General features: G+C 63.3%; 23 protein-coding genes. 18 read left to right on the plus strand and 5 right to left on the minus strand.

Features of this window, described 5'->3' with window-relative positions; translation table 11 throughout:
- Window positions 1–2: 2 nt before the first annotated feature.
- Complete coding sequence (locus tag Q0L48_RS10460) at window positions 3–1472, minus strand: DUF1800 domain-containing protein (RefSeq protein WP_296720617.1); 1470 nt, start codon at window positions 1470–1472, stop codon at window positions 3–5.
- Window positions 1473–1597: 125 nt separating this feature from the next.
- Complete coding sequence (locus Q0L48_RS10465) at window positions 1598–3544, minus strand: alkyl sulfatase dimerization domain-containing protein (protein WP_296720620.1); 1947 nt, start codon at window positions 3542–3544, stop codon at window positions 1598–1600.
- A gap of 198 nt (window positions 3545–3742) precedes the next feature.
- On the opposite strand from Q0L48_RS10465, the gene Q0L48_RS10470 reads away from it, so the two are divergent.
- The 6 genes from Q0L48_RS10470 to Q0L48_RS10495 all read left to right on the plus strand — a co-directional run bounded on the left by Q0L48_RS10470 (window position 3743) and on the right by Q0L48_RS10495 (window position 11389).
- Complete coding sequence (locus tag Q0L48_RS10470; RefSeq protein WP_296720622.1) at window positions 3743–6241, plus strand: NAD-dependent epimerase/dehydratase family protein; 2499 nt, start codon at window positions 3743–3745, stop codon at window positions 6239–6241.
- A gap of 13 nt (window positions 6242–6254) precedes the next feature.
- Window positions 6255–6863: an exopolysaccharide biosynthesis protein gene (locus Q0L48_RS10475; RefSeq protein WP_296720625.1), complete on the plus strand. Its 609-nt coding sequence runs from the start codon at window positions 6255–6257 to the stop codon at window positions 6861–6863.
- A 173-nt stretch (window positions 6864–7036) separates the two neighbouring features.
- Window positions 7037–7849, plus strand: a complete 813-nt coding sequence (locus Q0L48_RS10480) for an N-formylglutamate amidohydrolase (RefSeq protein ID WP_296720627.1) — start codon at window positions 7037–7039, stop codon at window positions 7847–7849.
- Window positions 7846–9048, plus strand: a complete 1203-nt coding sequence (locus tag Q0L48_RS10485) for a tyrosine/phenylalanine carboxypeptidase domain-containing protein (protein ID WP_296720629.1) — start codon at window positions 7846–7848, stop codon at window positions 9046–9048. Before Q0L48_RS10480 ends, Q0L48_RS10485 begins: the two co-directional genes overlap by 4 nt.
- Window positions 9045–10118 (plus strand): glutathione synthase, encoded by a 1074-nt coding sequence (locus Q0L48_RS10490; protein ID WP_296720630.1) that lies wholly within the window; start codon window positions 9045–9047, stop codon window positions 10116–10118. Before Q0L48_RS10485 ends, Q0L48_RS10490 begins: the two co-directional genes overlap by 4 nt.
- 56 nt (window positions 10119–10174) lie before the next feature.
- The gene (locus Q0L48_RS10495) at window positions 10175–11389 is read left to right on the plus strand and encodes a PQQ-dependent sugar dehydrogenase (RefSeq protein ID WP_296720632.1); all 1215 of its coding nucleotides are present in this window, start codon (window positions 10175–10177) and stop codon (window positions 11387–11389) included.
- Window positions 11390–11419: 30 nt separating this feature from the next.
- Here the strand turns inward: Q0L48_RS10495 and Q0L48_RS10500 are convergent, their stop codons facing one another.
- Window positions 11420–12100, minus strand: coding sequence for a hypothetical protein (locus Q0L48_RS10500; RefSeq protein WP_296720635.1), 681 nt, complete (start codon window positions 12098–12100; stop codon window positions 11420–11422).
- Between the two features lie 438 nt (window positions 12101–12538).
- On the opposite strand from Q0L48_RS10500, the gene Q0L48_RS10505 reads away from it, so the two are divergent.
- The 6 genes from Q0L48_RS10505 to Q0L48_RS10530 all read left to right on the plus strand — a co-directional run bounded on the left by Q0L48_RS10505 (window position 12539) and on the right by Q0L48_RS10530 (window position 18306).
- On the plus strand, window positions 12539–14416 hold the full coding sequence (locus Q0L48_RS10505) for a site-specific integrase (RefSeq protein ID WP_296720637.1): 1878 nt from the start codon (window positions 12539–12541) through the stop codon (window positions 14414–14416).
- Between the two features lie 51 nt (window positions 14417–14467).
- On the plus strand, window positions 14468–14743 hold the full coding sequence (locus Q0L48_RS10510) for a hypothetical protein (RefSeq protein ID WP_296720639.1): 276 nt from the start codon (window positions 14468–14470) through the stop codon (window positions 14741–14743).
- A 94-nt stretch (window positions 14744–14837) separates the two neighbouring features.
- Window positions 14838–15659, plus strand: a complete 822-nt coding sequence (locus Q0L48_RS10515; protein WP_296720642.1) for a mechanosensitive ion channel domain-containing protein — start codon at window positions 14838–14840, stop codon at window positions 15657–15659.
- Between the two features lie 424 nt (window positions 15660–16083).
- Window positions 16084–17133, plus strand: coding sequence for a BLUF domain-containing protein (locus tag Q0L48_RS10520; protein ID WP_296720645.1), 1050 nt, complete (start codon window positions 16084–16086; stop codon window positions 17131–17133).
- Between the two features lie 280 nt (window positions 17134–17413).
- The gene (locus Q0L48_RS10525) at window positions 17414–17812 is read left to right on the plus strand and encodes a helix-turn-helix transcriptional regulator (RefSeq protein WP_296720648.1); all 399 of its coding nucleotides are present in this window, start codon (window positions 17414–17416) and stop codon (window positions 17810–17812) included.
- Entirely contained in the window at window positions 17812–18306 is a 495-nt protein-coding gene (locus Q0L48_RS10530) for a hypothetical protein (RefSeq protein ID WP_296720649.1), read from the plus strand. The genes Q0L48_RS10525 and Q0L48_RS10530 overlap by 1 nt, the downstream gene beginning before the upstream one ends.
- A gap of 158 nt (window positions 18307–18464) precedes the next feature.
- Here the strand turns inward: Q0L48_RS10530 and Q0L48_RS10535 are convergent, their stop codons facing one another.
- Window positions 18465–18887 (minus strand): DUF1801 domain-containing protein, encoded by a 423-nt coding sequence (locus tag Q0L48_RS10535; protein WP_296720651.1) that lies wholly within the window; start codon window positions 18885–18887, stop codon window positions 18465–18467.
- A 587-nt stretch (window positions 18888–19474) separates the two neighbouring features.
- On the opposite strand from Q0L48_RS10535, the gene Q0L48_RS10540 reads away from it, so the two are divergent.
- Window positions 19475–19861, plus strand: a complete 387-nt coding sequence (locus Q0L48_RS10540) for a hypothetical protein (protein ID WP_296720654.1) — start codon at window positions 19475–19477, stop codon at window positions 19859–19861.
- A gap of 299 nt (window positions 19862–20160) precedes the next feature.
- Complete coding sequence (locus Q0L48_RS10545) at window positions 20161–20874, plus strand: phosphatase PAP2 family protein (RefSeq protein WP_296720657.1); 714 nt, start codon at window positions 20161–20163, stop codon at window positions 20872–20874.
- 79 nt (window positions 20875–20953) lie between these two features.
- Here Q0L48_RS10545 and Q0L48_RS10550 read toward each other — a convergent pair whose 3' ends face one another.
- The gene (locus Q0L48_RS10550) at window positions 20954–21193 is read right to left on the minus strand and encodes a hypothetical protein (protein WP_296720660.1); all 240 of its coding nucleotides are present in this window, start codon (window positions 21191–21193) and stop codon (window positions 20954–20956) included.
- A 395-nt stretch (window positions 21194–21588) separates the two neighbouring features.
- On the opposite strand from Q0L48_RS10550, the gene Q0L48_RS10555 reads away from it, so the two are divergent.
- The 4 genes from Q0L48_RS10555 to Q0L48_RS10570 are packed head-to-tail and all read left to right on the plus strand — an operon-like array spanning window position 21589 to window position 26252.
- On the plus strand, window positions 21589–22983 hold the full coding sequence (locus Q0L48_RS10555) for a TolC family protein (protein ID WP_296720662.1): 1395 nt from the start codon (window positions 21589–21591) through the stop codon (window positions 22981–22983).
- Window positions 22970–23986, plus strand: coding sequence for an HlyD family secretion protein (locus Q0L48_RS10560; RefSeq protein WP_296720665.1), 1017 nt, complete (start codon window positions 22970–22972; stop codon window positions 23984–23986). The genes Q0L48_RS10555 and Q0L48_RS10560 overlap by 14 nt, the downstream gene beginning before the upstream one ends.
- On the plus strand, window positions 23983–25134 hold the full coding sequence (locus tag Q0L48_RS10565; protein ID WP_296720668.1) for an ABC transporter permease: 1152 nt from the start codon (window positions 23983–23985) through the stop codon (window positions 25132–25134). Before Q0L48_RS10560 ends, Q0L48_RS10565 begins: the two co-directional genes overlap by 4 nt.
- Window positions 25134–26252, plus strand: coding sequence for an ABC transporter permease (locus Q0L48_RS10570; RefSeq protein ID WP_296720671.1), 1119 nt, complete (start codon window positions 25134–25136; stop codon window positions 26250–26252). The genes Q0L48_RS10565 and Q0L48_RS10570 overlap by 1 nt, the downstream gene beginning before the upstream one ends.
- The last annotated feature ends 17 nt before the right edge of the window (window positions 26253–26269 follow it).

The raw sequence follows: 26269 nt of genomic DNA on the forward strand, positions 1-26269 counted from the left end.
GCCTATCTCCGCATCATTTCAGGGGCAACCAGCAGCAGTGCGAGCGCTTGCCGCCCGCTTTCGGCGCGGGTCAGCCAGCTGCGCGTGGTATCGCTCAGGGTGCCGGGAAAGGCGGTATCGGCGCGGGCGATGACATCGTCGGCGGGCACGGCCTGCACCATGCGTTCCGCCAGTTCGGAGCGGCGCAGCAGCACGTCGGGCGCGGCCCAGCTGGCGGCAAGATCGTCATAACCGGCGGGCGAGGGCGCGCGCCACGGCGATTGGCCCAACTCGTTCAGCACGCGCGCGATCCGGCGCGGCTCCAGCCCGTCGATGCCTGTCAGCCGGGCGGCAGCGACAAACCATTCGAACGGCGCGCGAAACTTGACCGGACCCGGCACCCACGCTTCGGACGAAGCGATCAGCGTGCGGGTGAGGCTGGCAAGATCGCCGCCGGTGGTGCGGAAATCGGCCTCCAGCCGGGTGACGAGGCTGGCGGGCGGGGTGTCTCCGGCGAAATGGCGAGCCAGCTTGATGGCGATGAAGCGCGCCGTGGCGGGATGCGTGGCCAGATCGTCCAGCACCGCCAGCGCCTGCTCCGCCCCGCCCGCGGGGTAGCGGCGGCCCATTATTTTGCGCGCGCCCGGTTCATGCGCCAGCGCCACGAAGGCCGCGCCGCTCGGCTGGTCTTCGGCGAACCGGCCGACCCGCCCGATCCCCGGCACTGTCCAGCCGGTCAGCGCGCGGGCAAGCTCGGTCACGTCGCCCTGATCGTATCCTCCCCCGACACCGAGCGTATGCAGTTCGAGCACCTCGCGCGCGAGATTTTCGTTCAGCCCGCCGCGTCCGCCCTGCGGGTTCGCGCGCCGCCGTCGGCGCTGCTGGAACGGCGAACCCGGTCCGGTCGACTGGAACTGGTCGAGATAGAGCAACATCGCCGGATGCAGGACGGCAGCCTTGAGCATGTCGGAAAAGCGGCCCAGCACGTGCGGGCGGATCGCGGTGAATTCGTGCGGGCCGACTTCGAATTGCGTCCCCGGCTTGCCGACCGAGACGCTGAAATGGTTCGACCAGAAATGCACCAGCCGTTCGACCATCGGCGCAGGACTGGCGATGGCGACGTTCACCCGCACCGCCAGATCATCGATTGCGACGCGGCGCGCTTCGACCAGCTTCTTGCGGTAGTCGGGCGGGAGCGCAGCCAAAGCGGCGGCGCGCGGATCGTCCGCGCCGGTTTCTGCCATCATCGCTGCCGCGCCAGCATCGTTCATCGCCGGATCGCCCATCTGCTGCATCTGATCGCGCAGGCCCCGCAGCAATTGCAGCATTTCGCCGGTCTTGCCGCGGGTCTTGGTGCGCGCGGCAATGGGGCGCGGCGCTGGGTCGAAGGTTTCGAGTTGGCGCAGCAAAAAGGCCACAGGGTCGGCGGGTGGCCGCTGTCCGCTCGCAAGACCATAGCCGAAGCGGTTGAGCGCAATGCTGGCCTTGCTCATCGCCCGATCCCGTCGCAGGTCATTGCATTCATCGGCTCGTCCTATCGCGGTCTGGCAGAATGCTACCCGCCGTCTCATTGCCTAACGGACCAGAGCCGCGAACCCTTCCCGATGCAGCCGCTTTTCTACGGCTCGACGATCGCGAAACCCTGCGGCATCGGGTCGAGCGCGTCGATCAGGTGTTGCAGTGCGGCTGCATCGCCTTCGACCTGAAGCCCCGCCGCCTGCATCGTGCTGACCGGCTGCTTGAGAAACAGCAGCGCCAGCACCAGCGCCCGTGGTCCGCGCATTGCCACATCCGGTGCGGCTGGCGTCTCGCCCACGCGGCCGATCAGCACGCGGCCATTGGCTTCCAGCATCGCCTGTTCCTTGCGGTCGGTCAGCTCCAGTCCGATGGTGAGACTGCGGTCGCCGAAGCGCTCCGGCGCGAACCGGGTGGCGGCGGAATCGAGCAGTTCCTGCGTAGCGACGGCGGCGATCAGATCGGTGCTCTGGGTGGCGGCGCTGCGGGCGCTTGCGCCGCGCAAATCCCGCGCCGCTGCCAGAAACTGGTTGCGCCAGATCGCGCTTTCGGAGCTGTAGCCCTGCTGTTCGTAACTTTCCGCCAGCGCCGCGCGTGCCGCCGCATTGTCCGGCTCGGTGAACACGAGGTTCTGGAGCAGATCGGATGACCAGCGGTAATCGCCGCCCGCCATCGCATTGCGCGCCAGCGCCAGTACGCGCTCTGCGCCGCCCAGCGCATCGACCAGCTTTGCGGCGCGTTCCACCGGAGGATGCGGATTAAGGTTGGCGGGCACGGCGTCATACCAGCCGAGGTAGAACTGGTAGATCGCCTTCGCATTGTGGCTGTAGGTGCCGTAATAGCCGTGGGTCGACCATTCCTGCCCGAGGTCGGCGGGCAGGGTCAGGCTTTCCGCAATCTCGGCCATGGTCTCGCCGCGGTTCATCCGGCGCACGGTCTGATCGTGCAGGTAGCGATAGTTGTCGCGCTGTGCTTCGAGCCACTGCGTGCCTTCGGCGCGCCCGAAGATCGGCCAGCAATGGCTCGATATCACCGTGTCGCTTTGCGGAGCATAGCGCCGCGCCGCCTCGTCGAGATAATGCCCCCAGGCCCGCGCATCGCGGACCTTCGCGCCGCGCGGGGTAAGGATATTGTGCATCGTGCAGGTGGCGATCTCTGCGGCGAGGAAGGTCTTTTCCGCTGCGATGAAGACGTTGAACTCCGCCGGAGCCTCGCTGCCCGACACGATCTGGAATTCGAGGCGCACCCCGTCCACCATCCGCGTCTCGCCGGTGGCGGCGATGGTGTCGGTCGGCGTGATCAGCGACAATGTTCCGCCCGATACGCCCATGCCGATGCCGCTGCCCATCTGCCCTTGCGGCCCTGGCGCCATGCCGGTCGCAAACTGATAGGCCGCGCGCCGCAGCATCGCGCCGCCTGCCATGACGTTCTCTGACGTGGCTTCCTCCATAAAGCCTTCGGGCGCGATCACAGCCACGCGCCCGGACGTCGCATCGTCCGGGTCGATCACCCCGCGCACTCCGCCGAAATGGTCGGCATGGCTGTGCGAATAGATCACCGCGCTGACCGGCCGTGTCCCCAGCGTGGCATTCACCAGCGCCATCGCCGCCTTCGCTGTCTCGACGCTGGTCAGCGGGTCGATAACGATCCAGCCGCTCTCGCCGCGGATGATGGTCAAGTTGGCAAGGTCGAAGCCGCGCACCTGCAAGATGTTGTCGCTGACCTGGTAAAGCCCGTGATGCTTGAGGTGCCTCATGTGCCGCCACAGGCTCGGATGGACACTGTCGGGGGCTGCGCCATCGACAAAGGCATAGGCATCGAGGTTCCAGACCGGATTGCCAGCCGCGTTGCGGATCACCGGATCGGGCAGCGTGGCGATAAAGCCTCGGGTGGAGAATGCCGCGTCGCGCGTGCCGTCTTCCGGAAGCCCGGCAGCGGCGGATTGCTGCGCGGCGATGGTCGCCGGCGAGGCGGACGAATTGCCGCCGGGTGTCTGCGCGCCTGCGCCCGTCGCAGCCACCATCGCCAGCCCGCCGGCTGCAGCCATCATCGATTTGCGCATTGCCTTCTCCCCGTGTCGTCCCAGCTCGTGATGCCCGCGCAAGGATGAGGATTCAAGCGCTCCGGCGCGTACTGGTGCCGCGCGCTGCGGCCTAACCCAGGCGAATGCGGCGCCGGACAACTGCCGACACCCTGAAACGCGACGGTTGGCAGAAATCCATCTCGCCAAGCCGCCAGGGAGCAAAGTTTGTCGGAAGTCGGACAGGGCGCGAAACCACTCATTCTCATCACTGGTGCGGACGGCAATATCGGCCATTCGCTGGCGCGCGCACTGGAAGCGGACTACCGGATCGTGGGTCTCGACCGAAGTGACGATCAGGAGGGCGGGCCGACCATCCTCAAGATCGATATCACCTCGCGCCAGTCGATAACGCGGGCGCTGGATTGGGTCGGGCGCGAACACGGGCACGATATTGCCGCGGTCATTCACCTCGTCGCTTTCTTCGACTTTTCGGGCGAGCCGAACCCGCTTTACGACCAGGTCAATCTCGAAGGCACGCGCAACCTTATTGCGGCGCTCGAAGGCTTCAGGGTCGAACGTTTCATCTATGCCAGCACGATGCTGGTGCACGCCCCGACCGATCCGGGCGGGACGATTGATGAAACCGCGCCGTTCGACCCGCAATGGGAATACCCGCAGTCGAAGAAGAAGGTCGAGGATCTGATCCGCAGCGAAGCGCAGATGCCCTATGCCATCCTGCGGCTGGCCGGGGTGTATGACGCGCAAAGTGCGGTTCCGACGCTGTCACATCAGATCGCCCGGATCTACGAGCGCAATTTCCAGTCGCGTTTCTACGCCGGACCGCTCGATGCCGGGCAATCGATGCTGCACCGGGAAGACATGATCGACGCGGTCAGGCGCACCGTGCAGCGCCGGGCGACACTGCCTCCCGATGCGCAAATCCTGATCGGCGAACCCGAGGCGGTCGGTTACGGGACGCTGCAGGACACCATCGGCGAGCTGATCCACGGCACCGATGACTGGGCGACACTCCGTTTGCCCGCCCCGGTCGCGCAATTGGGTGCAGCCGCGCAGAACGCTGCCGAGCCGCTGATCCCCGATGCCATCGATCACGGCGAAAAGCCGTTCATCAAGCCGTTCATGATTGCGATGGCGGATGATCACTACGCGCTCGACATCGGACGCGCCGAACGCTGGCTGGGCTGGCGTCCGCAGCACCGGCTGGCGGATGAACTTCCGGCGATGGTCGCCAATCTACAGCGCGATCCGGCGGCATGGTACGATCGGAACGGCATCACGCCGCCGGACTGGCTGCGCGAGAAGGCGCACGGCGGCGCGACCGCGACCGAGCAACTGCGCCGGGAAGTCGAAGCCCGCCGCATCGAACAGCACCGGGCGACGCGCTGGACGCATTTCGTCAATATCGGGCTTGCCTGCTGGCTGATCACCCAGCCGCCGATGATCGGCATCGAAAACGGGTTCTATGCCGCGCTCGAAGTGCTTGCAGGCTTGGCGCTGCTGGTGACGGCCACCGCCTCGCTCAGCTGGCAGATCGGGATTGCGCGCTGGGCTTCGGCCGGGCTGGGCCTGATCATCATGGCACTGCCGGTTTTGTTCGTGACCCCGAACGCGGCCGCCTATCTGTCGGATACGCTGGTCGGCGGGATCGTGTTCGGCATGGCGGTGTGCGCGCCCCCGGAGATCGGACCGAGCGTGCTGGCCCGCCGGCGCTCGCCGGAAATCCCGCCGGGGTGGAGCTTCAACCCGTCATCCTGGACGCAGCGCCTGCCGGTGATTGCGCTCGCGATCGTCGGCCTGCTGTTCTCGCGCTATCTCGCAGCCTATCAGATGGAACACATCGACAGCGTGTGGGAACCGTTCTTCGACGGCAGCAGGGCCGATCCGCAGAACGGGACCGAGGAAATCATCACCTCCAGCGTTTCCGAAGCCTGGCCCGTTCCCGATGCCGCTGTGGGCGCATTCGTCTATATGGTCGAGATCCTCACCGGGATCGTCGGCAGCCGCGCGCGCTGGCGCACCATGCCGTGGCTGGTGCTGGCGTTCGGACTGCTGATCGTGCCGCTGGGCATAGTCTCGGTCGGGTTCATCATCATTCAACCAATCGTGATCGGGACATGGAGCACGCTGGCGCTGATCGGCGCGACCGCAATGCTGGTGCAAATTCCCTATTCGATCGACGAACTGGCGGCGAGCATGAGCTTTCTTCGCCGCCGGGTGAAGGCCGGGCGCAGCTTCCTGCGCGTGCTGCTGTTCGGCGATACAGACGATGTCAGCCCGCCAGAGGGGCGGAGGCTGACCAAGGTGGAGCACGAATTCGATCGCGGCCCGGGGATCGTCCTCAAAGAGATGTGGACCGGCGCGGTGAACCTGCCGTGGACCCTCTGGCTGGCGGGGATTATCGCGCTCTCGTTCCTGTTCACCCGGCTGACACTGGGGGCGGACGGCGGGATGGCCGATGCCGATCACCTGCTCGGTGCGCTGGTGCTGACGGTGCTGGCGGTCGCGGCGGCCGAAGTATGCCGCGCTGTGCGGTTTCTGCTCGTGCCGCTCGGGCTGGCATTGGCGGGCGCGCCGTTGCTGTTCGGCGGTGACGGGCTGCACATCGCGGTGAGCATCGTGGGCGGATTGGCAATCGCCGTGCTGGCATTCCCGCGCGGAAAGATTACCGAAAGCTATGGCTCGCTTGATCGCATCATTCGCTAGTGAGGCATGACGCATGGAAAACACCGAGCCTCGAGCCGATGCTGAACCCGTCCATTCGGTCTGCGACATTCTTGACCTGCTACGCAGCACCGCCGACCGCCACGATAGGGTGACCATCGGAAATGTGCTGGATGCAATAGGCGATCGTTCCTATGGCCCCGCACTGCTGATCCCGGCGCTGCTCGAAAGCACGCCGCTGGGCGGTATTCCGGGCGTTCCTACGTTTCTCGCGCTGTTTATCGCGCTCACAGCCGTCCAGTTGCTATTGGACAAGGACCACCTCTGGATGCCTGGCTTCATCCAGAAGCGTTCGGTTTCCGCGGGCAAGCTGCACACGATCGCCGACAAACTCAATCCCGTTGCAGCCCGTCTCGACCGCTGGTTTCACGGTCGCATGCCGCAGCTCGTCGCGCAGCCATGGCCACGTGTTGCGGCAGGGATTGTGCTCGCGCTGAGCCTGACAGTGCCGCCGCTCGAGTTTGTTCCCTTCGCCAGCTCAGCACCGATGCTGCCCATCGCGGCTTTCGGGATGGCGCTGCTGGTGCGTGACGGACTTCTGATGGCGGTAGCTATGGGGATAAGCATTGCAGCCGTGGCAATCGGCGTGGGACTGGCGCGCTAGGACGCGGTTCTGCCGAATCTGTGCGATCCTGTCGCATGGCACAGACCGCCCTGCCGACTCTCCCCGTCGCTCCATCGCAAGCAGCGGAACACCGCCAACAGCTTGCCGGTTGACCGGTCATGCAAGACGACACGATTGATACTGAGGCAGCCGCCCACAAGGACGCGGGCAAGATGACGGATACAGGCGCGGATCAGGCGTGTTCGCCGCCGTGGGACCTCCTAGTTACCGATGGGCCGGTGCTGGTGACGGCGATCCACGCAGGCCACACCATCCGGCCTTCGCTGCAGCCGTACCTCGCGCTGGATGAAGCGGGGCGGCTGCGCGAGGAAGACCCGCTCACCGACTATTTTCTGCCCGCCGGCGACACCGTATTGCGGGCCAACCGTTCACGCTTCGAATGCGATCTCAACCGCCCGGTCGAACGCTGCATTACCAGCGATCCGGCTGAAACCTGGGGCGTGAGGGTCTGGAACGACAATTTGCCGCGCGCCGAAATCGAGGCCAGCCGCGCGCTGCACCGCCACTTCTACACGCTGATGGCAGAGCGGGTGAAGGCGATGATCGCGGCGCATGGTGAAGTGCTGGTGCTGGACCTGCACAGCTATAATCACCGGCGCGGCAGCCCAAACGCCCGCCTTGCTCCGCAATCGGGCAATCCCGATATCGATCTCGGCGCGACCACGCTCGACCATGAAGCGCATGGCGGGCTGCTCGCCGCCTTCGCCGAAGGTCTGGCATCCCGTCCGGTCAGGGATGCGATGCCGGACGTTCGGGTGAATGTCCGTTGGAAGGACGGGGGCAATTTCCCCGAATGGCTGCACGCCACCTTTGGCGCGAAAGCCTGTGTGATCACGCTGGAATACAAGAAAATCTTCATGGACGAATGGTCGGGCAAGGCCGATATTCTGGCGCTGCAGGATCTGCGCGAAGGCTTCCACGCCGGGCTTGCCCGGGCGCGCGACTGGCTGGCGGCCCGCACATGAATATGCCAGCCCGAAACAGCCCGGCCACAGGAATGTGCGATGCCGCAGTGGCGGTCGATCTCGCGCTTGCCCAGATGGATGCGCGGGTCGACTGGCTGTCGCGTCTGACCCCCATCAATGTTCCCGAAATCTGGGACGGCTTCGTCCGCTCGAATTACCGTGAAATGCCCGACAGCCGCTTCGCCGAAGGGCTCCAGCGTGACGCGCCCGCCTTGCGCGAAGCTCTGTTCGCTCTGCCGGTCGAAGATATCGAGAACCGCCTCGTTCAGGCATTGCTGCTGGAAAAGCAGCGCGAAATCGATCGCCAGATCGAACTGGTATCGATGCGCGGGCGATCGGGCTTCATTCTGGCGAGCATGGACCTGTTCGGCCATGCCAGCGAGCGCCTGCTGGCCACAGCAGAAGAAGTGTTGGCGCAAGTCCCGGTGTTCCCCGATGACGAATGCGACGCTGGCGCTGCCGAGATGGCGGCGGCAGCGAGCGCCGAGGTTGCCCGCACCCGCGCGCAGCATCCCGAATTCGCCTGCGAAGTGATCCTCGATCCGCATCCCGGCGTGTCCTTGTATGTGTCGGCAGGCAACCTTCACATCGCCTCTGATTACGCCACTCCGCGATCGCGGATCGATCCGCTGATCCAGCACGAAATCGGCACTCACGCGATCAGCCGCCACAACGGACGGCGCCAGCCGCTGAAGGTGCTGGCGGGCGGGCTCGCCGATTATGACGAGCTGCAGGAAGGCGTGGCGGTGCTGGCCGAATATCTCGCGGGCTATTTCCCGGCAGAGCGCCTGCGCACACTGGCCGCGCGGGTGATCGCCGCCGACATGGCGGTGCGCGAGGCGATGGGGCCGGAAATCTTCGCCTGCCTCGTCGAACAATACGCTATCCCGCATGACACTGCCTTCGATACGGCGCTGCGGGCGAAGCGCGGCGGCGGGCTGACCAAGGATGCGCTGTATCTCAAAGGGCTGGCCGAATTGCTCGCCTACCTTGCGCGCGGCGGCGATCTGGAGGTGCTGATGCTGGGCAAGTTCGCATTGAAGCACCTGCATACGATCGAACAATTGCTGGATCAGGGCGTGCTGGTGCCGCCCGAAATCCTGCCGTCCTTCATCACCGATGACGCTGCAAGGCAGCGCCTTGCCGAGGCGCGGCGCACCCCGCTTCACGCCTTGTTTCATGAAAGCCCCGCCGCATGACCGAACCTCGCCCCGAAACCCGAATCGCCATCGCCTTCGTCGTAAACGACGTCTCCACCGAAAAGGACGACTACTCCACCATCCGCCTTGCCCGCAGAGCGGTGGCGCGCGGCCACACGGTCGCGCTGATCGGGCTGGGCGATTTCATCTATGATTGGCAGGACGGCATCTGCGCAATGGCGACGGTCAGCAAGATCGCCGAGTTCGACGATGACACCACCTATCTTGCGCACCTGCAGGACCCGGAGAAAGGGACCGAGCGGATCAAGCTGGCCGATTACGACATCCTGATGCTGCGCGGCGACCCGGCCGAGGAGCTGAGCACGCGCAGCTGGGCGCCATCCTCCAGTCTGCTGTTTGCACAACTCGCCTCGCTCGGCGACACGATCGTGCTCAACGATCCGTCGCACCTCACCGACGCGGTCAACAAGACCTATTTCCAGTTCTTCCCCGAAGCCGTGCGCCCCTCCACCACGATCACCCGCGAAAATGCGGAGGTTCACCGCTTCCTCGAAGCCCATGGCGGCAAGGGCGTGATCAAGCCGCTGCAAGGATCGGGCGGGCAGGGCGTGTTCATCATCGACGACAACAACCGCCAGAACCTCAACCAGATCATCGAGGCGGTGACGCGTGATGGCTATGCGATCGTGCAGGAATATCTGCCCGCTGCGGCCAAGGGCGATCTCAGGATGATCACGCTCAACGGGCGGCCGCTCAAGGTCGATGGCACCTATGCCTGCATCCACCGCTTCAGCCAGACCGACGACCACCGTTCGAACATCTCGGCAGGCGGAGGGATGGAGATGGCCGTCCCTGATGAAGCCGCGCTGAGAATCGCCGAGATCGTCGGCCCCAAGCTGATCGATGATGGCATGTATTTCGCCGGGCTCGACATCGCCGGGGACAAGATGATGGAGGTTAATGTCGACACGCCCGGAGCGCTTAACTTCATCGACGACCTGAGCGGTATCGACTTTTCGGGCGTCGTGATCAGCGATCTCGAACGCAAGGTCAGGCTGCGGCGGCAGTATGGCGGCACGCTGACCAACCGGCAGCTGGCAGTGATCTGACGCGCGGGCGAGGGGGCAACGCTAACGGGCGCGGTTCGCGCCGAGAGGAGATGCACATGATCGCCAAACATACGATTTCCGCCGCTGCAATTGGCGCGCTGGCATTGGCTGGCGCGGCCTTGCCCGCATTTGCGCAGCCGAGCGACCAGGCCGAATCCGTCGCCACGCAAGATGCCGTTCTGTCGGTGCGCAAAGTCGCCGAAGGGCTCGATACGCCCTGGGGCATGGCCTTCCTGCCCGATGGACGGATGCTGGTAGCCGAAAAGCCTGGCGATCTCGTGATCGTGTCCGCTGACGGCAGTGTCTCCGCGCCGGTGACGGGAACGCCCGAGGTGTGGGCGAACGGGCAGGGCGGATTGATGGACGTGGCCCTGCATCCGCAGTTCGCCAGCAATAATCTGGTCTACCTGACCTTTGCCGAAGCGGGCGAAGGCGGCACCGCCGGAACCGCGCTGGGCCGCGGCCGGATGGTCGGCGACCGGATCGAAGGTTTCGAGGTGATCTGGCGCCAACAGCCCAAGGTCGAAGGCCCCAACCACTTTGGCAACCGCATCGTCTTTGCGCCCGATGGCAAGCTGTACCTCGCGCTCGGCGAACGCTTCAAATTCGCGCCCGCGCAGGATTTGTCGAACACGCTCGGCACGGTCGTGCGGCTCAACGACGACGGATCGATCCCGCGCGACAATCCGTTCGTTGGCCGCAATGACGCGGACGAGGCGATCTGGTCCTACGGCCATCGCAATATCGAGGCTGCGGCGGCCGACCCCTATTCCGGCGCGATTTGGGTGGTCGAAATGGGGCCGCTCGGCGGGGACGAATTGAACCGGATCGAGCGCGGCGCAAATTACGGCTGGCCGGTGGTCAGCCGGGGGGTGAACTATGACGGCACGGACATCCCCGATCCCGAACAATATCCGCAGTTCAAGGACGCGGCGAAGTACTGGAACCCGGTGCGTTCGCCTTCGGGCATGGTCGTATACACCGGCGACATGTTCCCCGAATGGCGCGGCGACATCCTGTTCGGCGCGCTATCTGCAGGCGGGATCGAACGGGTGGACATGGAAGGCGGCGAGGTGGCGGGAACCGAGTTCATCCCTCTCAACACCCGCATCCGCGAGGTGGAGCAGGGGCCGGACGGCGCAATCTGGCTGCTCACTAACGCCAAGGAAGGCAGCGCGGGGGAAGTGTGGCGGATCGAACCGCTACCGGTGAAGCCTGACAGTGCAGACGGGGATCGCAGCGGCGCAGGCGCGATGCCGCGCGGACAGTAGCCCTTCGCTTAAGTGTGAGAATGGAAATACTCAGTTTAGTGATTTGCCTTCAAGCAGCACTCCGTCCGCAGCGAAAGCAGGGGCGGCATCGGGACTAGACGCGCCGGGCTGGTGCCATACGAGCGCCGAGAGCGCGAGCCACGCGCTGAACATGATCAGGTAGGGCCAGCGACGTGGCCATAGCCGGACCACGACCAGCGTCGCCGCCGCCGTGCCGGCAAGAGCGAACAGGGGCCAGATTGCCGCTTGTGTGCCGGAGCCGCTGATTGCTGTCTGGATCGCCGTGCTGGCCCATTGCGCCGGCAACAGCGCCAGCAGCCAATCGGGTAGCGCCTCGGGCATGGCTGCAGCTGTAAACAGGATAGCGGTTTCGCCGGCAACGACGGACACGGCGATCAACCAGCCCTTGTCGGACGCGCTTTTGGCAAACAACGCGCCCCTTACGGCAAAGCTGATGCTGGCGATGACAACGGCAAATCCGGTCGAAAGCGGATGCGGCAGGGGCGGCAAGCCCAGTGCTCGCGCCAATATCAACAGGCCAAATCCGGCCAGCAGCGCCAGCGCCACGCCGATCCACATGCGCCCGGCTGCGGCGGCTGCGATCATCGCAACACCCATCAGGCCTACCGCCAAGACCGGGCCAACAACCGCGACGAGTGGAGCGGGAGCGGCAGCATCCGCCAACTGCAGCATGGCCAGAGCAGGTGCCACGAACCCGGCCAGTGCCGCGCAACTCCAGGCCAGAACAGGCCAGACTGGGGTTTGGGAACGGGAGAAGGACCACATAAGGTCGCCACTGCTTGAAGCGCTGAGCGTTGTCGAGCCGCAAACCCTTCGGTTCCGGGCAAGGCATTGCAATTGTCGGAAGCAAAGATGGCTGGGGTGGCAGGATCCCCAGCCAGGAATGATCCAAGCATCTGAAATAACGAGCTTCTTGCAATCTCATCCGCCCAAAGCACCACAATAGGGTGCCACGGCAGGGTGCCACGGCAGGAGACCAGCCCCATGTGCGGCATTCAGAACGTTACCCGCAAGCACGGGACATATTATTTTCGCAGACTCATACGTTTAGGTCCCGATAAGCCTTTTCGGTTACGCTTCTCGCTCAGAACCACCAGCCGGAAGCGGGCCACTCTGCTGGCGCCGGCCATGACCCTGATTTGCGAACGGCTTGCCATGAACATGATCGCCAAGATTGCCGCTGATGGACTGACCGCTACGCAGCGGGCGGAAATCTTTCGCCGGCAGATGCTGGTCGAGCGCGACCGGCTCGAGGTCATGCATGCGCAACTTCATCTCCTGCCGCCAGAGGATCATGACGACATCGACAATGCGCTCTCGCTGCGTCTGGGTGCCAGCGAGTTGGCGGCGATGGATGGAGCAAGCAAAGGCAAAGTGGAGGATTTCCTGGTCGCCAGAATTGATCCGGAGGCCGACGATGAGCCAATCGTGGTCATGGCATGGTCGGACTTGGCCGTCTCAATCGCGCAGGACGGGGCCGAGGAGGCGGCAATCGCTCGTCTCGCTGAAATCGGCGTCGAACAATCTGCCCTGCGCGAGGCAATGGCCCGCAAAGTCGTAAATCAGGCGCGGATCGAGGCCATTCGGGAGTTTAGGCAGGTTTTGAGCAATCCCGGTGCCGCCTACGCCCCTGTCCCTGTGGCGGGGTATGAGCAGCCGGCGCAGCCCCCGTTGAATGCGTCGGCACCGCATATAGCACCAGCACCGGCTGCACCGACCGTTGCTGGGCCTTGGGCGACGATGGCGCCGACCGCAGCGGTCGAAAAATTCTTCGAGCATAATCCGCGCACCGGTGGGAAGGATGGCAAATCCCGCCGGAAGAGCGGGGAACCCTGGACGAACAAGACACGGGAGCAATTCAGGCTGCCAGCTCTGCTGCTCGAGCAAGTCATGCACGGCCAGCCCTTGGCCACCGTCACCCATGATCATTTCGTCCAGCTCAATAACTGCTTTGAGGCGCTGCATGGTCCCTCGTTCCGCAAATCGCCCAAGCATCGGGAAATGACGATTTGGCAAATCGTGGAGGAAACCGGCGAACGCGTTCGGCAGGGTGAAGAGGCCATTGCCAAGGCTGCGAGGCGTAAGGACAAAGGCGGGACTGTCGAGATGCCTGCCGGCGCGCTAACCAAGGATCAGCTCGGTCTCGGTCTCAGCACGACGAACCGCCACTGGGGCTTCCTGCGCCAGCTCACCACTTGGTTCATCAAGCACCATCCTCTGAGCCCGCTCGACTATAGCGCGTTCATAGAGAACGATGATCGCAATGCCCGTGACCAGCGCGACGCTTACACCGAAGAACAGGGTAGGATACTGTTCAGCCTTCCGCCGTGGACTGGGTCAAAATCCTTGGCTCGCCGTATGCAGCCGGGGAGTTTGCTCGTCCATAGTGCTTGGTATTTCGTGCCCCTGATCGGCTGGTATACCGGAATGCGGCGGGAGGAGATTTGCGGCCTCCTGCTCGATGATATCGAAGTCGTTGATGGGCATTGGCAATTCGACATTCGCCCTACGAAAATCCGGCGCCTCAAGACGATTACATCGGCCCGCAAATTGCCATTCGCGAGCGAGCTGATCCGCCTTGGGCTGCCGGATTACGTGACTGCATTGCACGCAGCCGGCGAAACCCTGTTGTTCCCCGAACTCGCCGCGGAAAGCGGAAAGGGCACCATGGGGGATGGTTACTACAAGACTATCTGGACCAAAATCGCAGACGCGCTGCCATTCTTGAAAGCGGGCCAGGCCACCCACTCCTTCAGACACACGGTCATAAACGCAATGAAAGGGGCCGAAGTGATGCCTGAATTGAGGGCAGACTTCGCAGGGCACAAGCTTTCGAGCGAAACCGAGGGGCGCTATTCGAAGGCGCATATGGCATTGCTGCGGAAGGCTGCCAAAGCGATCCCTAACGTAACCGAACACCTCGAACCTTTTCCGATCACACTGCTTCCCGCTCGCCTGCGTGCACCGAGAAAGGCAAGAGCGTCAAGGCAGTCAAAGTCGACCTGAGGCAAATTCCTCCTACGAAAAGAAAGCCACATCGCTCCCAAGCATCTCGCAATGGCGAACTTGGTGATCTTCCTTTCGCTGCTGCTGGCGATCGTCGGCCTGTTCGTCATGGTGGCCGCGCCGGCCTTGGCGATCGAGCTCTGGGTTTTTCCATCAGATCTCATCTCGACGTGGCCGACCCTAAGCAATGAGCAGGCGGGAATTGCCGACCTGCTGAAGATCGCCGTGTTCATCAGCACGATGGGGGTGACCACCGGAGCGCTGGCAGGCGGACTGCAACGCCGTCAGGTCTTGCGCCCAATGGCGCTGTTGCGAACCGAAGTCTGAGTGAAGCTCGCGGAGCCGCGCGCTGGTGCGGCGGCAAGGTGCGCGTAAACGGCACATCTGGCGCCCAGCCGCCGAGCCATTTAAAGGCTTTCGCATGACCTTTCCGCTTTCCGCTCAATCTTCGCTTCCCGACCTGCTCGCTTCGATTGCACTGCTTTCGGCTCTAATGCTCGTGGGGTGGATTACGCGGCGCGCGTTGAAGGCTCGTGCCGATCTACCCCCTCAGGCTGCGCGCCGGTGGAGCGCCAATATGCGCAATGCGCTGCTGCTCGTCGCGATGGTGGGGCTGCTGATGATTTGGGCGCCGCAGCTGCGAACCTTCGCGCTCTCACTAACAGCGGTGGCCGTGGCGGTCGTTGTTGCGACCAAGGAGCTGATCCTTTGCCTTTCGGGGTCTGCGTTTCGCACCTTCAACCGCGCCTATACCATCGGCGACATAATCGAGATCGGCGAATATCGCGGCGAGGTGCTCGACATCAACCTGCTCGCCTCGCGTCTGAGGGAGATTGACCGCCGCGAAGATTCGATCCGGCCGCTCAAGCAGACCGCGGTGGTGCCGCACAGCCTGCTGTTTTCAACCCCCGTGCGGATCGTAGCGAGGGCAGGTTCCCTTCCCGAGCATGTGTTCTACCTCGTTTTCGAGACGAAGCTGAACCTCTTCTCTCGACTGGAGGAGATCCAGTCAACGGCCTGCTTGGCTTACGACAAAAGCGCTTCACGGCTCAGCACCGAAGAACCCGAACGCGCCGAGGCTGTCGCTGTGTCGATCAAGACGACCGAACTTGGAAGGCAGAAGCTGGAATTCGCCTTCAGGTCGCGGCTTGAAGACGCAGCCACCATCGAGAATGTGATCGGCTCGACGGTTGGTTCGTGGGTCATGTCCCAGTATGAAGAGGAGACGGCCGCCGAGACTTGAGGCACCTCTTAAGCCACTGGCGCCAACAGCCAATCGCAATAGACCGACAGCCTCACGCCGCCTGTTGCAGACGCAACTCAGCGGTGGCGAGGTATTGGTGTTGATAGCTGTAGCCAAGGCTCGGCAAACCTATCGTGGCAGGGTCCGGCCTCCTTCTGCCAGAATGCATCCGGGTTCGAGCGTCGCTCATCTGCCCAAGTGGACGCTTATCCGAAATTGGCGCAGTCCTGCCGATCGGGATTGAATTTGCATTCTGTCGCCTTAAAGGCGTCGGATATCAGCTACGCTGCGGCCAATTCGATACCGGATTATGGTCGGGCGAACACATTTTTGGCGGATGGGGATCGTCTGCCGGACCGCTTGGCGAGGCTATGCTTCTCCTTGATTGCCGCTTGTCCTCGTCCCTTGAAGGGATGACGATATGTTGGCGCAAGGGGCCAAGAGCAAACAGGGTGCAGCGGATTGGATCAGCTGCCTGACCTACAAGAGCGTCGCTACCGCCGCGCCGCGTCCCGGCGATCTTGATCTGCTGGCGTCCAAAGCGCGGGCGCGTAATCGCAGCCTCGACGTGACCGGCATGCTGCTGTTCGAGGAAGGATGCTTCTTGCAGACCCTCGAAGGACCGCCTGCAGCACTGGAGACATTGTGGTCCGCCATCAAGCGGGATGGGCGCCACAGTCAGATCGAATTACTCAGCGAGCATATGGTTACGGCCCGGCTGTTTTCCGACTGGAATATGTTGCTCGACCGTCGGAACGGCGACAGGCTGCTGAAAGCCGCTGACACATCAACCATTCCTCCGGCCATGGCTGAGCAAATTGCGGGGCTGGTGGAACTGGCGCTCAACGCCGATGATCTTGCCCTCAATGCCGTGATAGCATCCCTTGCCGATCAAGGCTGGACCAACGATGCCATTTTGACATTGCTGATTGAACCGGCCGCGCGGTCGCTGGGCAATGCTTGGCTGGACGATCGATGCAGCGAGCTCGACCTGACGATCGCGCTCAGCATGTTGCAGCTTGCCGGCCACGCGGTGCGTTACAACACGTCGCCGCAAACGATCCGCAACAGTCGCTACCGGATCCTGCTGGCAACCGCGCCGGGCGAAAAGCACATGCTGGGCACCACGCTGCTGGCCGACCAGTTTCTTGCCGCCGGATGGCAGGTCGATCTTGCATTCCCTCAGAGCGAAGAAGCGCTCAGCAATCAGATGAGCGCGCAGCACCCCCATGCGGTCGATATCGGTCTATCCGATGCCTTGCCGCGCCACCATGCGATTGCCCAGTTGCGCAGCACAATCGAACAAAGCCGCCTTGTGTCCCCCCAGCATCCGACGGTGATCTCGGTCGGCGGACGACTGTTTGCTGAAGCTGCCGCGACCGCCATGTCGGTTGGGGCGGACCATGCACGCAAGGGCATTGCTGGGACGAGCATCGCCCTTGCCGAACTGGTCCGGCAAAATCGCAAGGACTGATTTGGTCGGCGGTGACGTCGTGAATTTTTGAAAGGGTTCGGTATTCGGTGGGCAAGGCGCTCCCGGCTGTAATGCCGGACGGAGCACGAAATAGATGCCATGCATGCGATCCCGGTTTATGCGACGAGCGTGAGTCAGGCAGTTCGCACCTCCCGAAAGCAGTCTTTCGATTTTCCACCCACATGCTGCCGCTCGCGAGCGCATCGGCAAATCCCGAAAGCCGAGAGGCTGCTATCGCGGCAATGAGACGAAAAGCTGACAGGCAGGAAACGACCCCAAGATGGACGCCCGTCCGTTTGCAGGGACTACGCACGATCTGGCCCACGTGCCGCCCGAAGAAACGGCACGCTTGGACATACCGGTATTGCTAAAGCAACATTCACTTTCCCACTTTTTTGTTGTGTTAACGCAACATTTCATGCATGTCGTCATCATGACGAGGGAAATTCACAATCGAATCGCCATGTTTCGGGCCGATGCGGGGATGACCCGCCGAGAGCTAGCCGATGCCGTGGGGGTCAATCCCCAGACCATCGGCTTCCTCGAACGCGGCGACTACAAGCCCAGCCTTGAACTGGCGCTGTCGATTGCCGAAGTGTTCGGCGTGTCTGTGGAACTGCTGTTTTCATTCGAACCGTTCCCCTCGCTCTCGCAGGCATTGCAGAAAGGGCGCGAATGATGGCTTACGGCAAGAACGAAACCGCAGAGCGGATCAGGCAGCTACTCAAGCGGCCGCGCAATCTGGCGCTGACGGGGCCGTTGATGTCGATCATTGTCAACGCCTTCCTCGTGCTGGTTGCCATCGCCGGACTGGTCGCGGTGGCAAACGGGGTGAAGGCCGGGCAACAGCTGGTGTTCGCGGCAATGGTTTGGTCGACCACCCACACATTGATCGTCAGGGCCAAGCACGGCGGCAACGAGCCGCTAGACGAACGGGAACGCGCTCTCGCGACCGAAGCGGCGGCCGTTGGCGGCTACACGACCAGCCTTCTGGCGGCCATCTGGTGCTTACTATTGGGAATCTTTGCTGATTACGGGATGTGGTTTCCCCAAAGTGCAAAGGAATGGCTACCGCTTGGCTATTTCATGATTGGCCTGATGACCCAGACCACCAACATAGCGACAGCTTGGCGCACGCCTCCTTATGCGGCGGAGCTGCTCGACGAGGAATGAGGCGCCCGCCGTTCTGGATCGGAAATTGCAGAAGGGACGCGAATGATGGCTTATGGGAAGAACGAGCTGATTACCCGGATAAATTGGGTTGAGGCGGTCCGCGGCTGACGGCAGCAATCCACCATCGGCCGTGACCTTCGGAGGATCTCGCGAAGAGATCACGGCGCCGGATATGCCTCGCGCATATATGCCACAGATTCTCGAACAAGCTCTTCGAGAACCTCTTCGTCCACATCGGAGAGCCGTTTCACGTAGAGGCACGACTTGCCGGTTTTGTGCTTTCCGAGCCTATCCATCAGCGGCTGATGGCGGGGAAAGCCGCCCATAATGTAAAGCGTCAACGCGGTCGCTCTCGGCGAAAACCCGGTAATGAACCACTCGCCTTCGCGCCCGCTCTCATACTTGTATCGATAGCTGCCGAAACCGACCATCGAGGCGCCCCACATCCGTGGCTCCTCCTTTGTCACGCGCTTCATCATTGTGCAGACCCGCTCAGCATCGATGCGCCGTGCGTCGTCCTGCACGCTGCCGAGAAACTCTTCCACACTCGACCCGTCAGGCTTCGTTTTTTGCTCCACCATTGCGCTCTCCTGCGACACAGTGACGAGGGTGATCCACAATAAGGCAGCGGCAGCCGATGTCCAATTCCTAGGCCGCTGTGGTCATGCCCAACCACCCTCCGCGATCCTGAAATCTGCCGGGCAGCTTCACCCGCCTTTTCGCGGGAGGTTGAAACTCTGAAATCGACCCCGTTGAAGACATTGCTTATCCAAGCTAATCTGGACACCATCGACCAGGAAGCGGGGAGCCAAATATGTCATTAGTCGAACGGCTTGAAGTGATTTATCCAATGTTCATTGGCGCGACTTTGGCGTTCGGCTTCTGCTCTTTCGTTTGGGGAGTTGAGGGAGCGCAAGATGCAGTGCTTTGGACTTCTGTCGGCTGGGTTGTGTGCTGGTGTTGGTCACGCCTTCTCCGTCAGAAAGATGCGCTCGCCTGATTCAGGCTTCGACTGCTGCCATTCCGAAGTCCACCCAACCCCGGTCATGAGCGGGGTCGGTGGGCAGACCCGAAAGCCGCCGGGCAGCTTCAAGGGGTTTTTCGCCAGCAGCCGACATTCTGAAAGCGACCCCTGTGCAGACATTCACGCCGATGGCATAGTTCATTGATGGAACTGTTAGGCTTGGTCGGCAGCGTAGCGGCTGGGTTGTGGTTGATTGGCACGGGAGCCTTCATGGCTTTGCGGCCGGAGCGTACCCTGCATGTGCTAAGCCTCACGGCATCAACTCGAACGATCAACAATTTCGAGCAGGGGCTTCGCCTCAGCGGGGGGCTGGCACTGCTTCTACGTGCTCCCGCGTCAAAGTTGCCGCAGACATTTGAGGTCGCAGGATGGTTCATCGTGCTCTCTTCGCTGGTTCTGCTTGTCCTTCCGCTCCGCTGGCACGCTGACTACGCATGCTGGTGGGCCGACCGCCTTGCACCCGCCGCTGTTCGAGCAGTTGCGCCATTTTCAGCGCTTGCTGGCCTTGGACTGATTTATGTCGCCGCGTAAATTTCGGGCACGTCTGCTCCCCACCCAGTTGCAGTCGCCGTTGACAAATCCATAGTGCGACAAAAGCTGACGCTTGCTATGCCGCCAAATCGTCACCCGCGGGCCTAGCGAAGGCGCTATCGGAAAGATCAACCTTCACCGATCCGTCCCGCTCGCAGACGCCGTCAGTCTCTGCTTTCGTTCATTCTCCCTCGCGTGAGAGCAGCTGTGGATCTGCGTGATGTGGACGGCATTCTTCCCACGCACATTCACCTCCGAACTGAGGATCGTGGAACAAGCCGGGCGAGGGGCGCGTTGATGTGCCGGTGCAAACAGGTAGCAATCATTTCCTTGTCTGGCGCGAACGGTTCCAGTTCTGGACGCTCGCGGGACTTGCCGCGATCGCAGCGGCCATCTGGGGTTTTATCGAACTTGCCGAAGCGGTGCTTGAGGGCGAAAGCCACGCACTCGATACCCGCCTGCTCCTGGCGCTGCGGAACCCGGAGGACATCTCCGACCCGATCGGGCCGGGCTGGATAGAGGAGGTTGGTCGCGACTTCACCGCGTTGGGCGGAGTCGGGGTCCTAACCCTCCTGACACTTGCTGTGGCAGGCTACTTCCTGCTCAACGGCAAGCGCCGCGCTATGTGGCTGATGCTGGCGGCTGTGGGCAGCGGCCTGCTCGTGAGCACGCTGCTCAAGCAGGGTTTCGATCGGCCGCGTCCCGACCTCGTCCCGCACGGATCGATCGTTTACACATCGAGCTTCCCGAGCGGCCATTCGATGCTCGCGGCGGTGACCTACCTGACGTTGGCTGCGCTGTTGGTGCGGGTCCAGCCCAACAGGGCGCTCAAGTCATACTTTCTGGTGCTTGCGGTGCTTCTGACGCTCGCGGTCGGCATCAGCCGTGTCTATCTCGGAGTTCACTGGCCCTCCGACGTGCTCGCCGGATGGACGGTGGGTGCATCTTGGGCGCTGATGTTCTGGCTGATCGCCCGCCGACTGGAACGACGCGGGCAGATCGAGAGCGAGTAACAAAAGCGGCTTGGCGGCTTCGAGCAGAAGCGGGCGATCAATCAGGCAGCCGCGAATGACAGGTGTGGGTTGAAAGCGGTTATTCGGGATTAGCCTTCAACTTCTTGTGCCGCTCGGCTGCTGGCCGCCCGAAGCCGAACCATAGCGCATTGTAGGCAGCGCCGGAATACAGAACGACCTCGTCGGTCAGGAACGGCAAGTCCGGCAGCATGATGAATTTGGCATAGACCGCACATCCGCACGCGAACCAACCAGCGCCGATTAAAGATATTAGCCGTTCGTGCCGCTCAGTCAGGGCGATGAGACGTTCAAATACCAATTCTACCCCCACCGACCATGACCCTCTCGAAGTAAATGGCATCAGACCGTAGAGTCGGCAATTGGGTCAAAACCTGGAAGGCAGATTTTTCACAATTGCGGCGATTTCCTGCCATTCAGGTTTCGACCCCAATGCCGCCGTTCATCCAGGCGCGCGCGGCCATGACGGGGTTCCGGGTCATCCACGCGCTGGTATTCAACAGATAGGATATGCGCGCCAAGCGGATCGGCGGGATTGCCGATTGCTCAGCCCCGTGGCACAACGGGGGCGCCAATGCGTTGAGGTTTTTCGGCCGAACTATGGCTAGCGCGTTCATGTGGTTCGGTCCGCCAGACGGATAGCGCGGAGGCTGCCAGATGACGCAACTGACATGCTTGCCGGCGATGGAGATGCGAATGCCAAATGCGGCAAGGATGCTCAGCGTGTGGCTGGTCGCGGTCTTGGTCGTTGGTTCCGTCGGCACCGTTGCTGCGCAGGAAAACGGATTGGCGCTCAGCTATGCTGAGGCGCAGGCGCGGTTTCTCGACCGATCAGATGCAATCGACGCGGCCAATTTCGCAGTGCAGGCAGCCGAGGCGCGGCGGGAATCTACCCGCACGCTGGGCCGGCCCGAAGTCGACGTCGAAGCACAGGTGCTGGATTTCCAGAAGACGCTGGTTTTGCCGCTCGGATCGCTCGAACCGGTGGCCAATGCATTCGGCATTGCCGATCCGCTGCGCTTCCGCATCCGCCGCTTTGTGTCCCGTCCGATCGTCACCGCCACGATGCCGATCTATGCGGGTGGGAAGATGGATGCCGCCCGCGCCAGCGCGGCGAGCCGCCTTGCGATTGAGGAAGCCAATCGCAACGAGGCGTCGGAACAGGGTCTGGCGCAATTGGCCAATACCTATTTCGGGCGACAATTGGCTTCGCAGGCGCTGGAAATCCGGCAGGATGTGGTCGCCGGCATCCGAGAACACGTGAGCGCCGCGCGCGCTCTCGAACGCGAACAGCAGATTGCACCCGCCCAGCGGCTCCAGGCCGAAGCTGCTCTGGAGGAGGCGTTGCGCGAGGCGGAGAAAGCCAAGGCTGATCTGGCCTCCACCGAGATCGCGCTCGCGGGCCTGCTGCGCGCTCCGGCGCCCGTGCAGCCGACCACCCCGCTTGCGGTTCCCGACGTGCCGCTGCCGCCGCTTGATGACTTCCTTTTCGCTGCAATGGAAAATCACCCGGGCCTCAACCGGCTTGAGGCCAATGTGAAGCTGGCAGGCGCCGGGGTCGCGGCGGAAAAGGCGGCGCTGCGGCCGGATGTCTATGCGCTGGCCCAGTATAATCTCGACCGGGAAGACACTCTGGTAACCGATCCCGATTTCATCTTCGGGGTCGGGGTCAAATACAAGATCGCCTCGGGCATGGGGCGGCGGTCCGCCGTCAGCGCAGCGCGTTCGACACAGGATCAGGCCGAGGCCGGGGTGCGCGAGGCGGAGGTCCAGATTGAAACCGGGGTTCGGATCGCCCATGCGCAGGCGCTTTCGGCCCGGCAACGCCATGCGCTCTATGGCCGCACGATTGCTGCTGCGGACGAATCCCTGCGCGTCGCCGACCTTTCGTTCCGCGAACTGCAAGGCACCAGCCGCGATGTCACCGACGCGCAGCTTGCTGCGGGGCGGGTGCGCGTCGAACAAGCACGGGCGGCGCACGAATATCTCGAGGCGCTGGTGTCGCTTTTGCAGGTCAGCGGCCAGGTCGATCGCCTGCCCGATTTTCTGCCGCGCCCAGCACAGGAACAGGAACAGCATGGCAGCGACTGAAACACAGCCCCAGCCGGAAACGCGATCGCTCAGCCGGGGGTGGGGCGCCGCGCTCGGGGCGCTGGCGGTCGTGATTGTCGCCTTCGGTCTCTGGCTGGCATGGAGCCCGCAAGAAGGGCAGGTGCAAGGAATTGTCGATGCGCGCGAATACCGCGTCGCCAGCAAGGTCACAGGGCGACTGGCCGAAGTGCTGGTAGATGAAGGCGAGGCGGTGGTCGCCGGCCAATTGCTTGCCCGGATCGACAGTCCGGAAGTCGATGCCAAGGAAAGGCAGGTCGCAGCGGCGGTGGAGGCGGCCGAATCGCAGGCCGACAAAGCCCGCACCGGTGCGCGCGCGACCGATATCGCCGCGACCGAAGCACAGTGGCGACGGGCGGCGGCAGCGGCCGATCTAGCACGCGTGACCTTTGAACGGATTAACCGTCTCGCCAATGAAGGGGTGATCGCCGGGCAGAAGCGCGACGAGGCCCGCACCAACATGCTAGCCGCCGAACAGACGGAGCGCGCGGCGCGGTCGCAATATGATACCGCCCGCTCAGGCGCGCGCGTCGAGGACCGGCGGGCCGCGGTCGCTCAGGCCGATCAAGCCCGCGGTGCAGCCGCCGAAGTCGCGGCCGCCAGCGCCGAGACCCGAATTGTCGCACCTGCCAACGGGGAAGTCGGTCGCCGCCTCGCGCAACCGGGTGAAATCGTCGGCGCGGGCTATCCGGTGCTGCTGCTCACTGAGACGCAGTCCCCGTGGGTGACGGTGACTTTGCGCGAAGGCCAGATGCAGGACGCGAAGATGGGTGCCGAATTCACCGGGATCATCCCCGCGCTCGGCGGCAAAGCAAGCCGGTTCAAGGTCAGCTTCATCGCTCCTGCGGGCGATTATGCGACCTGGCGGGCCACGCGGCAATCGGAAGGCTTCGACGTCAAGGGCTTCGAGGTGCGGCTCAGGCCCGTCAAGCCCGTCGCGGGGCTGCGACCGGGGATGTCGGTGCTGTTCGACTGGCCACAATGACCCGCCCTGCTGCGTTCCGGGCGAGCATGGCGCGCGAATGGCGGTTTCTGGCGCGCAGCCCTTGGGATTTGGCCCTGCTGACATGGCTACCCCTGCTTCTGTGCGGCGCGATCGCGTGGCAACTTTCGGACGGCGTGATCCGCGATCTTCCGGTGCTGCTGATCGATCAGGATAAGACTATGATCGGCCGCGATCTGGCGATCCGGATCGAGGCTGCGCCCGGCCTTGCGCTGGCAGGAAGGGTGCCCGATCTCGCCGCAGCCGAAGAGATGATCCGCGCCAAGCGCGCGCAGGCCGCATTGCTGGTGCCGCCCGATACAGCGCAGCGCGCCCTGCGCGGGGAGGCTCCGCTGATCCTGTATTTCAATGCGAGCTATCCCGCCGCTGCGGCGGCCGTTCAGCGCGAGGCCGGTGCAATCGTCGATGCTGCCAATGCACGACTGGCGACGGAATGGATTGCTGCCATTGCCGCACCCGGAAGTGTGCGCCCGGCGCCTGTGCGCGCAGTGACGGCAATTGCCTGGAACGCGCCCGCCAGTCAGGAATTGCAGTTGGTGAGCCTGCTGCACCCGGCGCTGCTGCATCTGCTGTTCATGCTGGCTGTCGTTTCAGCGTTCGGACGCGAGTTGCGCGACGGCAGTATCCGCGAATGGTCCCCCGGCGTCGCCGCGCTGGCGGGCAAGGCCGCGCCTTATTTGGCTGTGTTTATGGGCTGGGGTCTGCTCGCGACGTTCTGGCTTTCGGGCGTGCGCGGCTGGCAATTCGCCGGATCGTTCACGCTTTTCATGGCCGGATATGCGGCGATGTATCTTGCCTATCTCGGGGTGGCGGTGCTTCTTCTAGGGGCGACCCGCACACTCAGCCAGTCGCTGTCAATCACAGGGCTTTATGCCGGCGCATCCTTTGCCTTTGCAGGGGCGATCTTCCCGCTGGAACAGGCCAGCGCCTTCGCGAGGGTCTGGGCGGGTGCATTGCCCTATACGCATTTCGCTCGATTGCTGGCACGAACCTGGATTGCCGAAGGCAGCGCGATGGCGGTGGCTGCGCCGCTGCTGGCGATGCTGGGCATCGCTCTCGTAACGGCCGTTCCTGGCGCGATCCTGTATTTACGCGCGGCGCGCGACCCAGACAGTTGGGGACGGCGCTGATGTGGGCAGCTTTCCGGGCGCTCTTTGCTGCGATCATGACCGATCGCGCCGCTGCCCTGCTGCTGTTTGCCGCGCCTTTAATCTATGCTGGCTTCTATCCCAGCGCCTACACCGGCGAAGTCGTGGTGCGGGCCCCGGTGGTGGTGGTCGATCAGGATCGCAGCGCGGCCAGCCGCGATCTCGTCATTCGGGTCGGCGCCGCGCAACAGACCGAACTTGTCGCCAGCCTGCCCGATATCGCCGCTGCCGAAAGCTGGATGGCCGATGGGCAGGCCGTGGCTGCGCTCATCATTCCCGAAAGCTTCGGGGGGGATATCGCCAGCGGCAAGACTGGCACCGTGGTGCTGATCGGGCATGGGGCATACCTGCTGCGGGCCTCCAGCGCGTTAACCGGGATCGGCGTCGCGCTCGGCCGGACGGGCCGTGAGGCAGCCCGCGAACAGGCCCGTGCCGCCGGACCGCCGGCACCGCCCGCGCTGGCGCTGCAACCAAGGCCGCTGTTCAATACGCGCGAAGGATATGGGGCAGCGGTGTTTCCCGGTGTGGCCTTCGTCATCATCCACCAGAGCCTGTTGCTCGGACTTGCCCTGCTGGCAGGCACCGCGCGCGAACGCATTGGCCCCGACCTGCGGCTGACGCGGCGGCAGTTGGCGGGTATCGCGCTGGCGGCGAGCTTCATCGGACTACTTGATGTGGGTTGGTTTGTCGGCATGGTGTTCTGGTGGCACGACTATCCGCGCGCGGCAGCACCTTTACTGGATGTCGCAATCGGGGCGATCTTGTTCGTGGCCGCCACGGTTGCGGCAGCACTCGCGCTGGCCAGCATTTTTCCTACGCGCGAACGCCCACTGCAACTGGTGCTGCCAATCTCCTTGCCCCTCTTTTTTCTCGCCGGTCTTTCGTGGCCAGCCGAAGCGACGCCAACGGTGCTGGTGGCACTTGCGCGGTTGTTTCCGACGACATCCGGATTGGAACTGATGGTAGGCCTGAACCAGATGGGCGGCTCCCTTAAGGATTATTGGCATGCTGCGCTCAACCTAGGGCTGCTTACGCTGCTATTTGGGATCTTTGCGACCCGGCGCTGGACATCAGGGCTAGACGTGGAGCGAGGAGGTTAACTGACCAGCATCGACTT

Source organism: Erythrobacter sp. (assembly GCF_024305245.1).
GTDB lineage: Bacteria > Pseudomonadota > Alphaproteobacteria > Sphingomonadales > Sphingomonadaceae > Erythrobacter.

Bases quoted from the DNA above. Each gene is read 5' to 3' on its own strand.
- Q0L48_RS10460 (WP_296720617.1), bottom strand. From the start codon at position 1,472: ATGAGCAAGGCCAGCATTGCGCTCAACCGCTTCGGCTATGGTCTTGCG.
- Q0L48_RS10465 (WP_296720620.1), bottom strand. From the start codon at position 3,544: ATGATGGCTGCAGCCGGCGGGCTGGCGATGGTGGCTGCGACGGGCGCA.
- Q0L48_RS10475 (WP_296720625.1), top strand. From the start codon at position 6,255: ATGGAAAACACCGAGCCTCGAGCCGATGCTGAACCCGTCCATTCGGTC.
- Q0L48_RS10480 (WP_296720627.1), top strand. From the start codon at position 7,037: ATGACGGATACAGGCGCGGATCAGGCGTGTTCGCCGCCGTGGGACCTC.
- Q0L48_RS10485 (WP_296720629.1), top strand. From the start codon at position 7,846: ATGAATATGCCAGCCCGAAACAGCCCGGCCACAGGAATGTGCGATGCC.
- Q0L48_RS10490 (WP_296720630.1), top strand. From the start codon at position 9,045: ATGACCGAACCTCGCCCCGAAACCCGAATCGCCATCGCCTTCGTCGTA.
- Q0L48_RS10495 (WP_296720632.1), top strand. From the start codon at position 10,175: ATGATCGCCAAACATACGATTTCCGCCGCTGCAATTGGCGCGCTGGCA.
- Q0L48_RS10505 (WP_296720637.1), top strand. From the start codon at position 12,539: ATGACCCTGATTTGCGAACGGCTTGCCATGAACATGATCGCCAAGATT.
- Q0L48_RS10510 (WP_296720639.1), top strand. From the start codon at position 14,468: ATGGCGAACTTGGTGATCTTCCTTTCGCTGCTGCTGGCGATCGTCGGC.
- Q0L48_RS10515 (WP_296720642.1), top strand. From the start codon at position 14,838: ATGACCTTTCCGCTTTCCGCTCAATCTTCGCTTCCCGACCTGCTCGCT.
- Q0L48_RS10525 (WP_296720648.1), top strand. From the start codon at position 17,414: ATGGACGCCCGTCCGTTTGCAGGGACTACGCACGATCTGGCCCACGTG.
- Q0L48_RS10530 (WP_296720649.1), top strand. From the start codon at position 17,812: ATGGCTTACGGCAAGAACGAAACCGCAGAGCGGATCAGGCAGCTACTC.
- Q0L48_RS10535 (WP_296720651.1), bottom strand. From the start codon at position 18,887: ATGGTGGAGCAAAAAACGAAGCCTGACGGGTCGAGTGTGGAAGAGTTT.
- Q0L48_RS10540 (WP_296720654.1), top strand. From the start codon at position 19,475: ATGGAACTGTTAGGCTTGGTCGGCAGCGTAGCGGCTGGGTTGTGGTTG.
- Q0L48_RS10555 (WP_296720662.1), top strand. From the start codon at position 21,589: ATGCCAAATGCGGCAAGGATGCTCAGCGTGTGGCTGGTCGCGGTCTTG.
- Q0L48_RS10560 (WP_296720665.1), top strand. From the start codon at position 22,970: ATGGCAGCGACTGAAACACAGCCCCAGCCGGAAACGCGATCGCTCAGC.
- Q0L48_RS10565 (WP_296720668.1), top strand. From the start codon at position 23,983: ATGACCCGCCCTGCTGCGTTCCGGGCGAGCATGGCGCGCGAATGGCGG.
- Q0L48_RS10570 (WP_296720671.1), top strand. From the start codon at position 25,134: ATGTGGGCAGCTTTCCGGGCGCTCTTTGCTGCGATCATGACCGATCGC.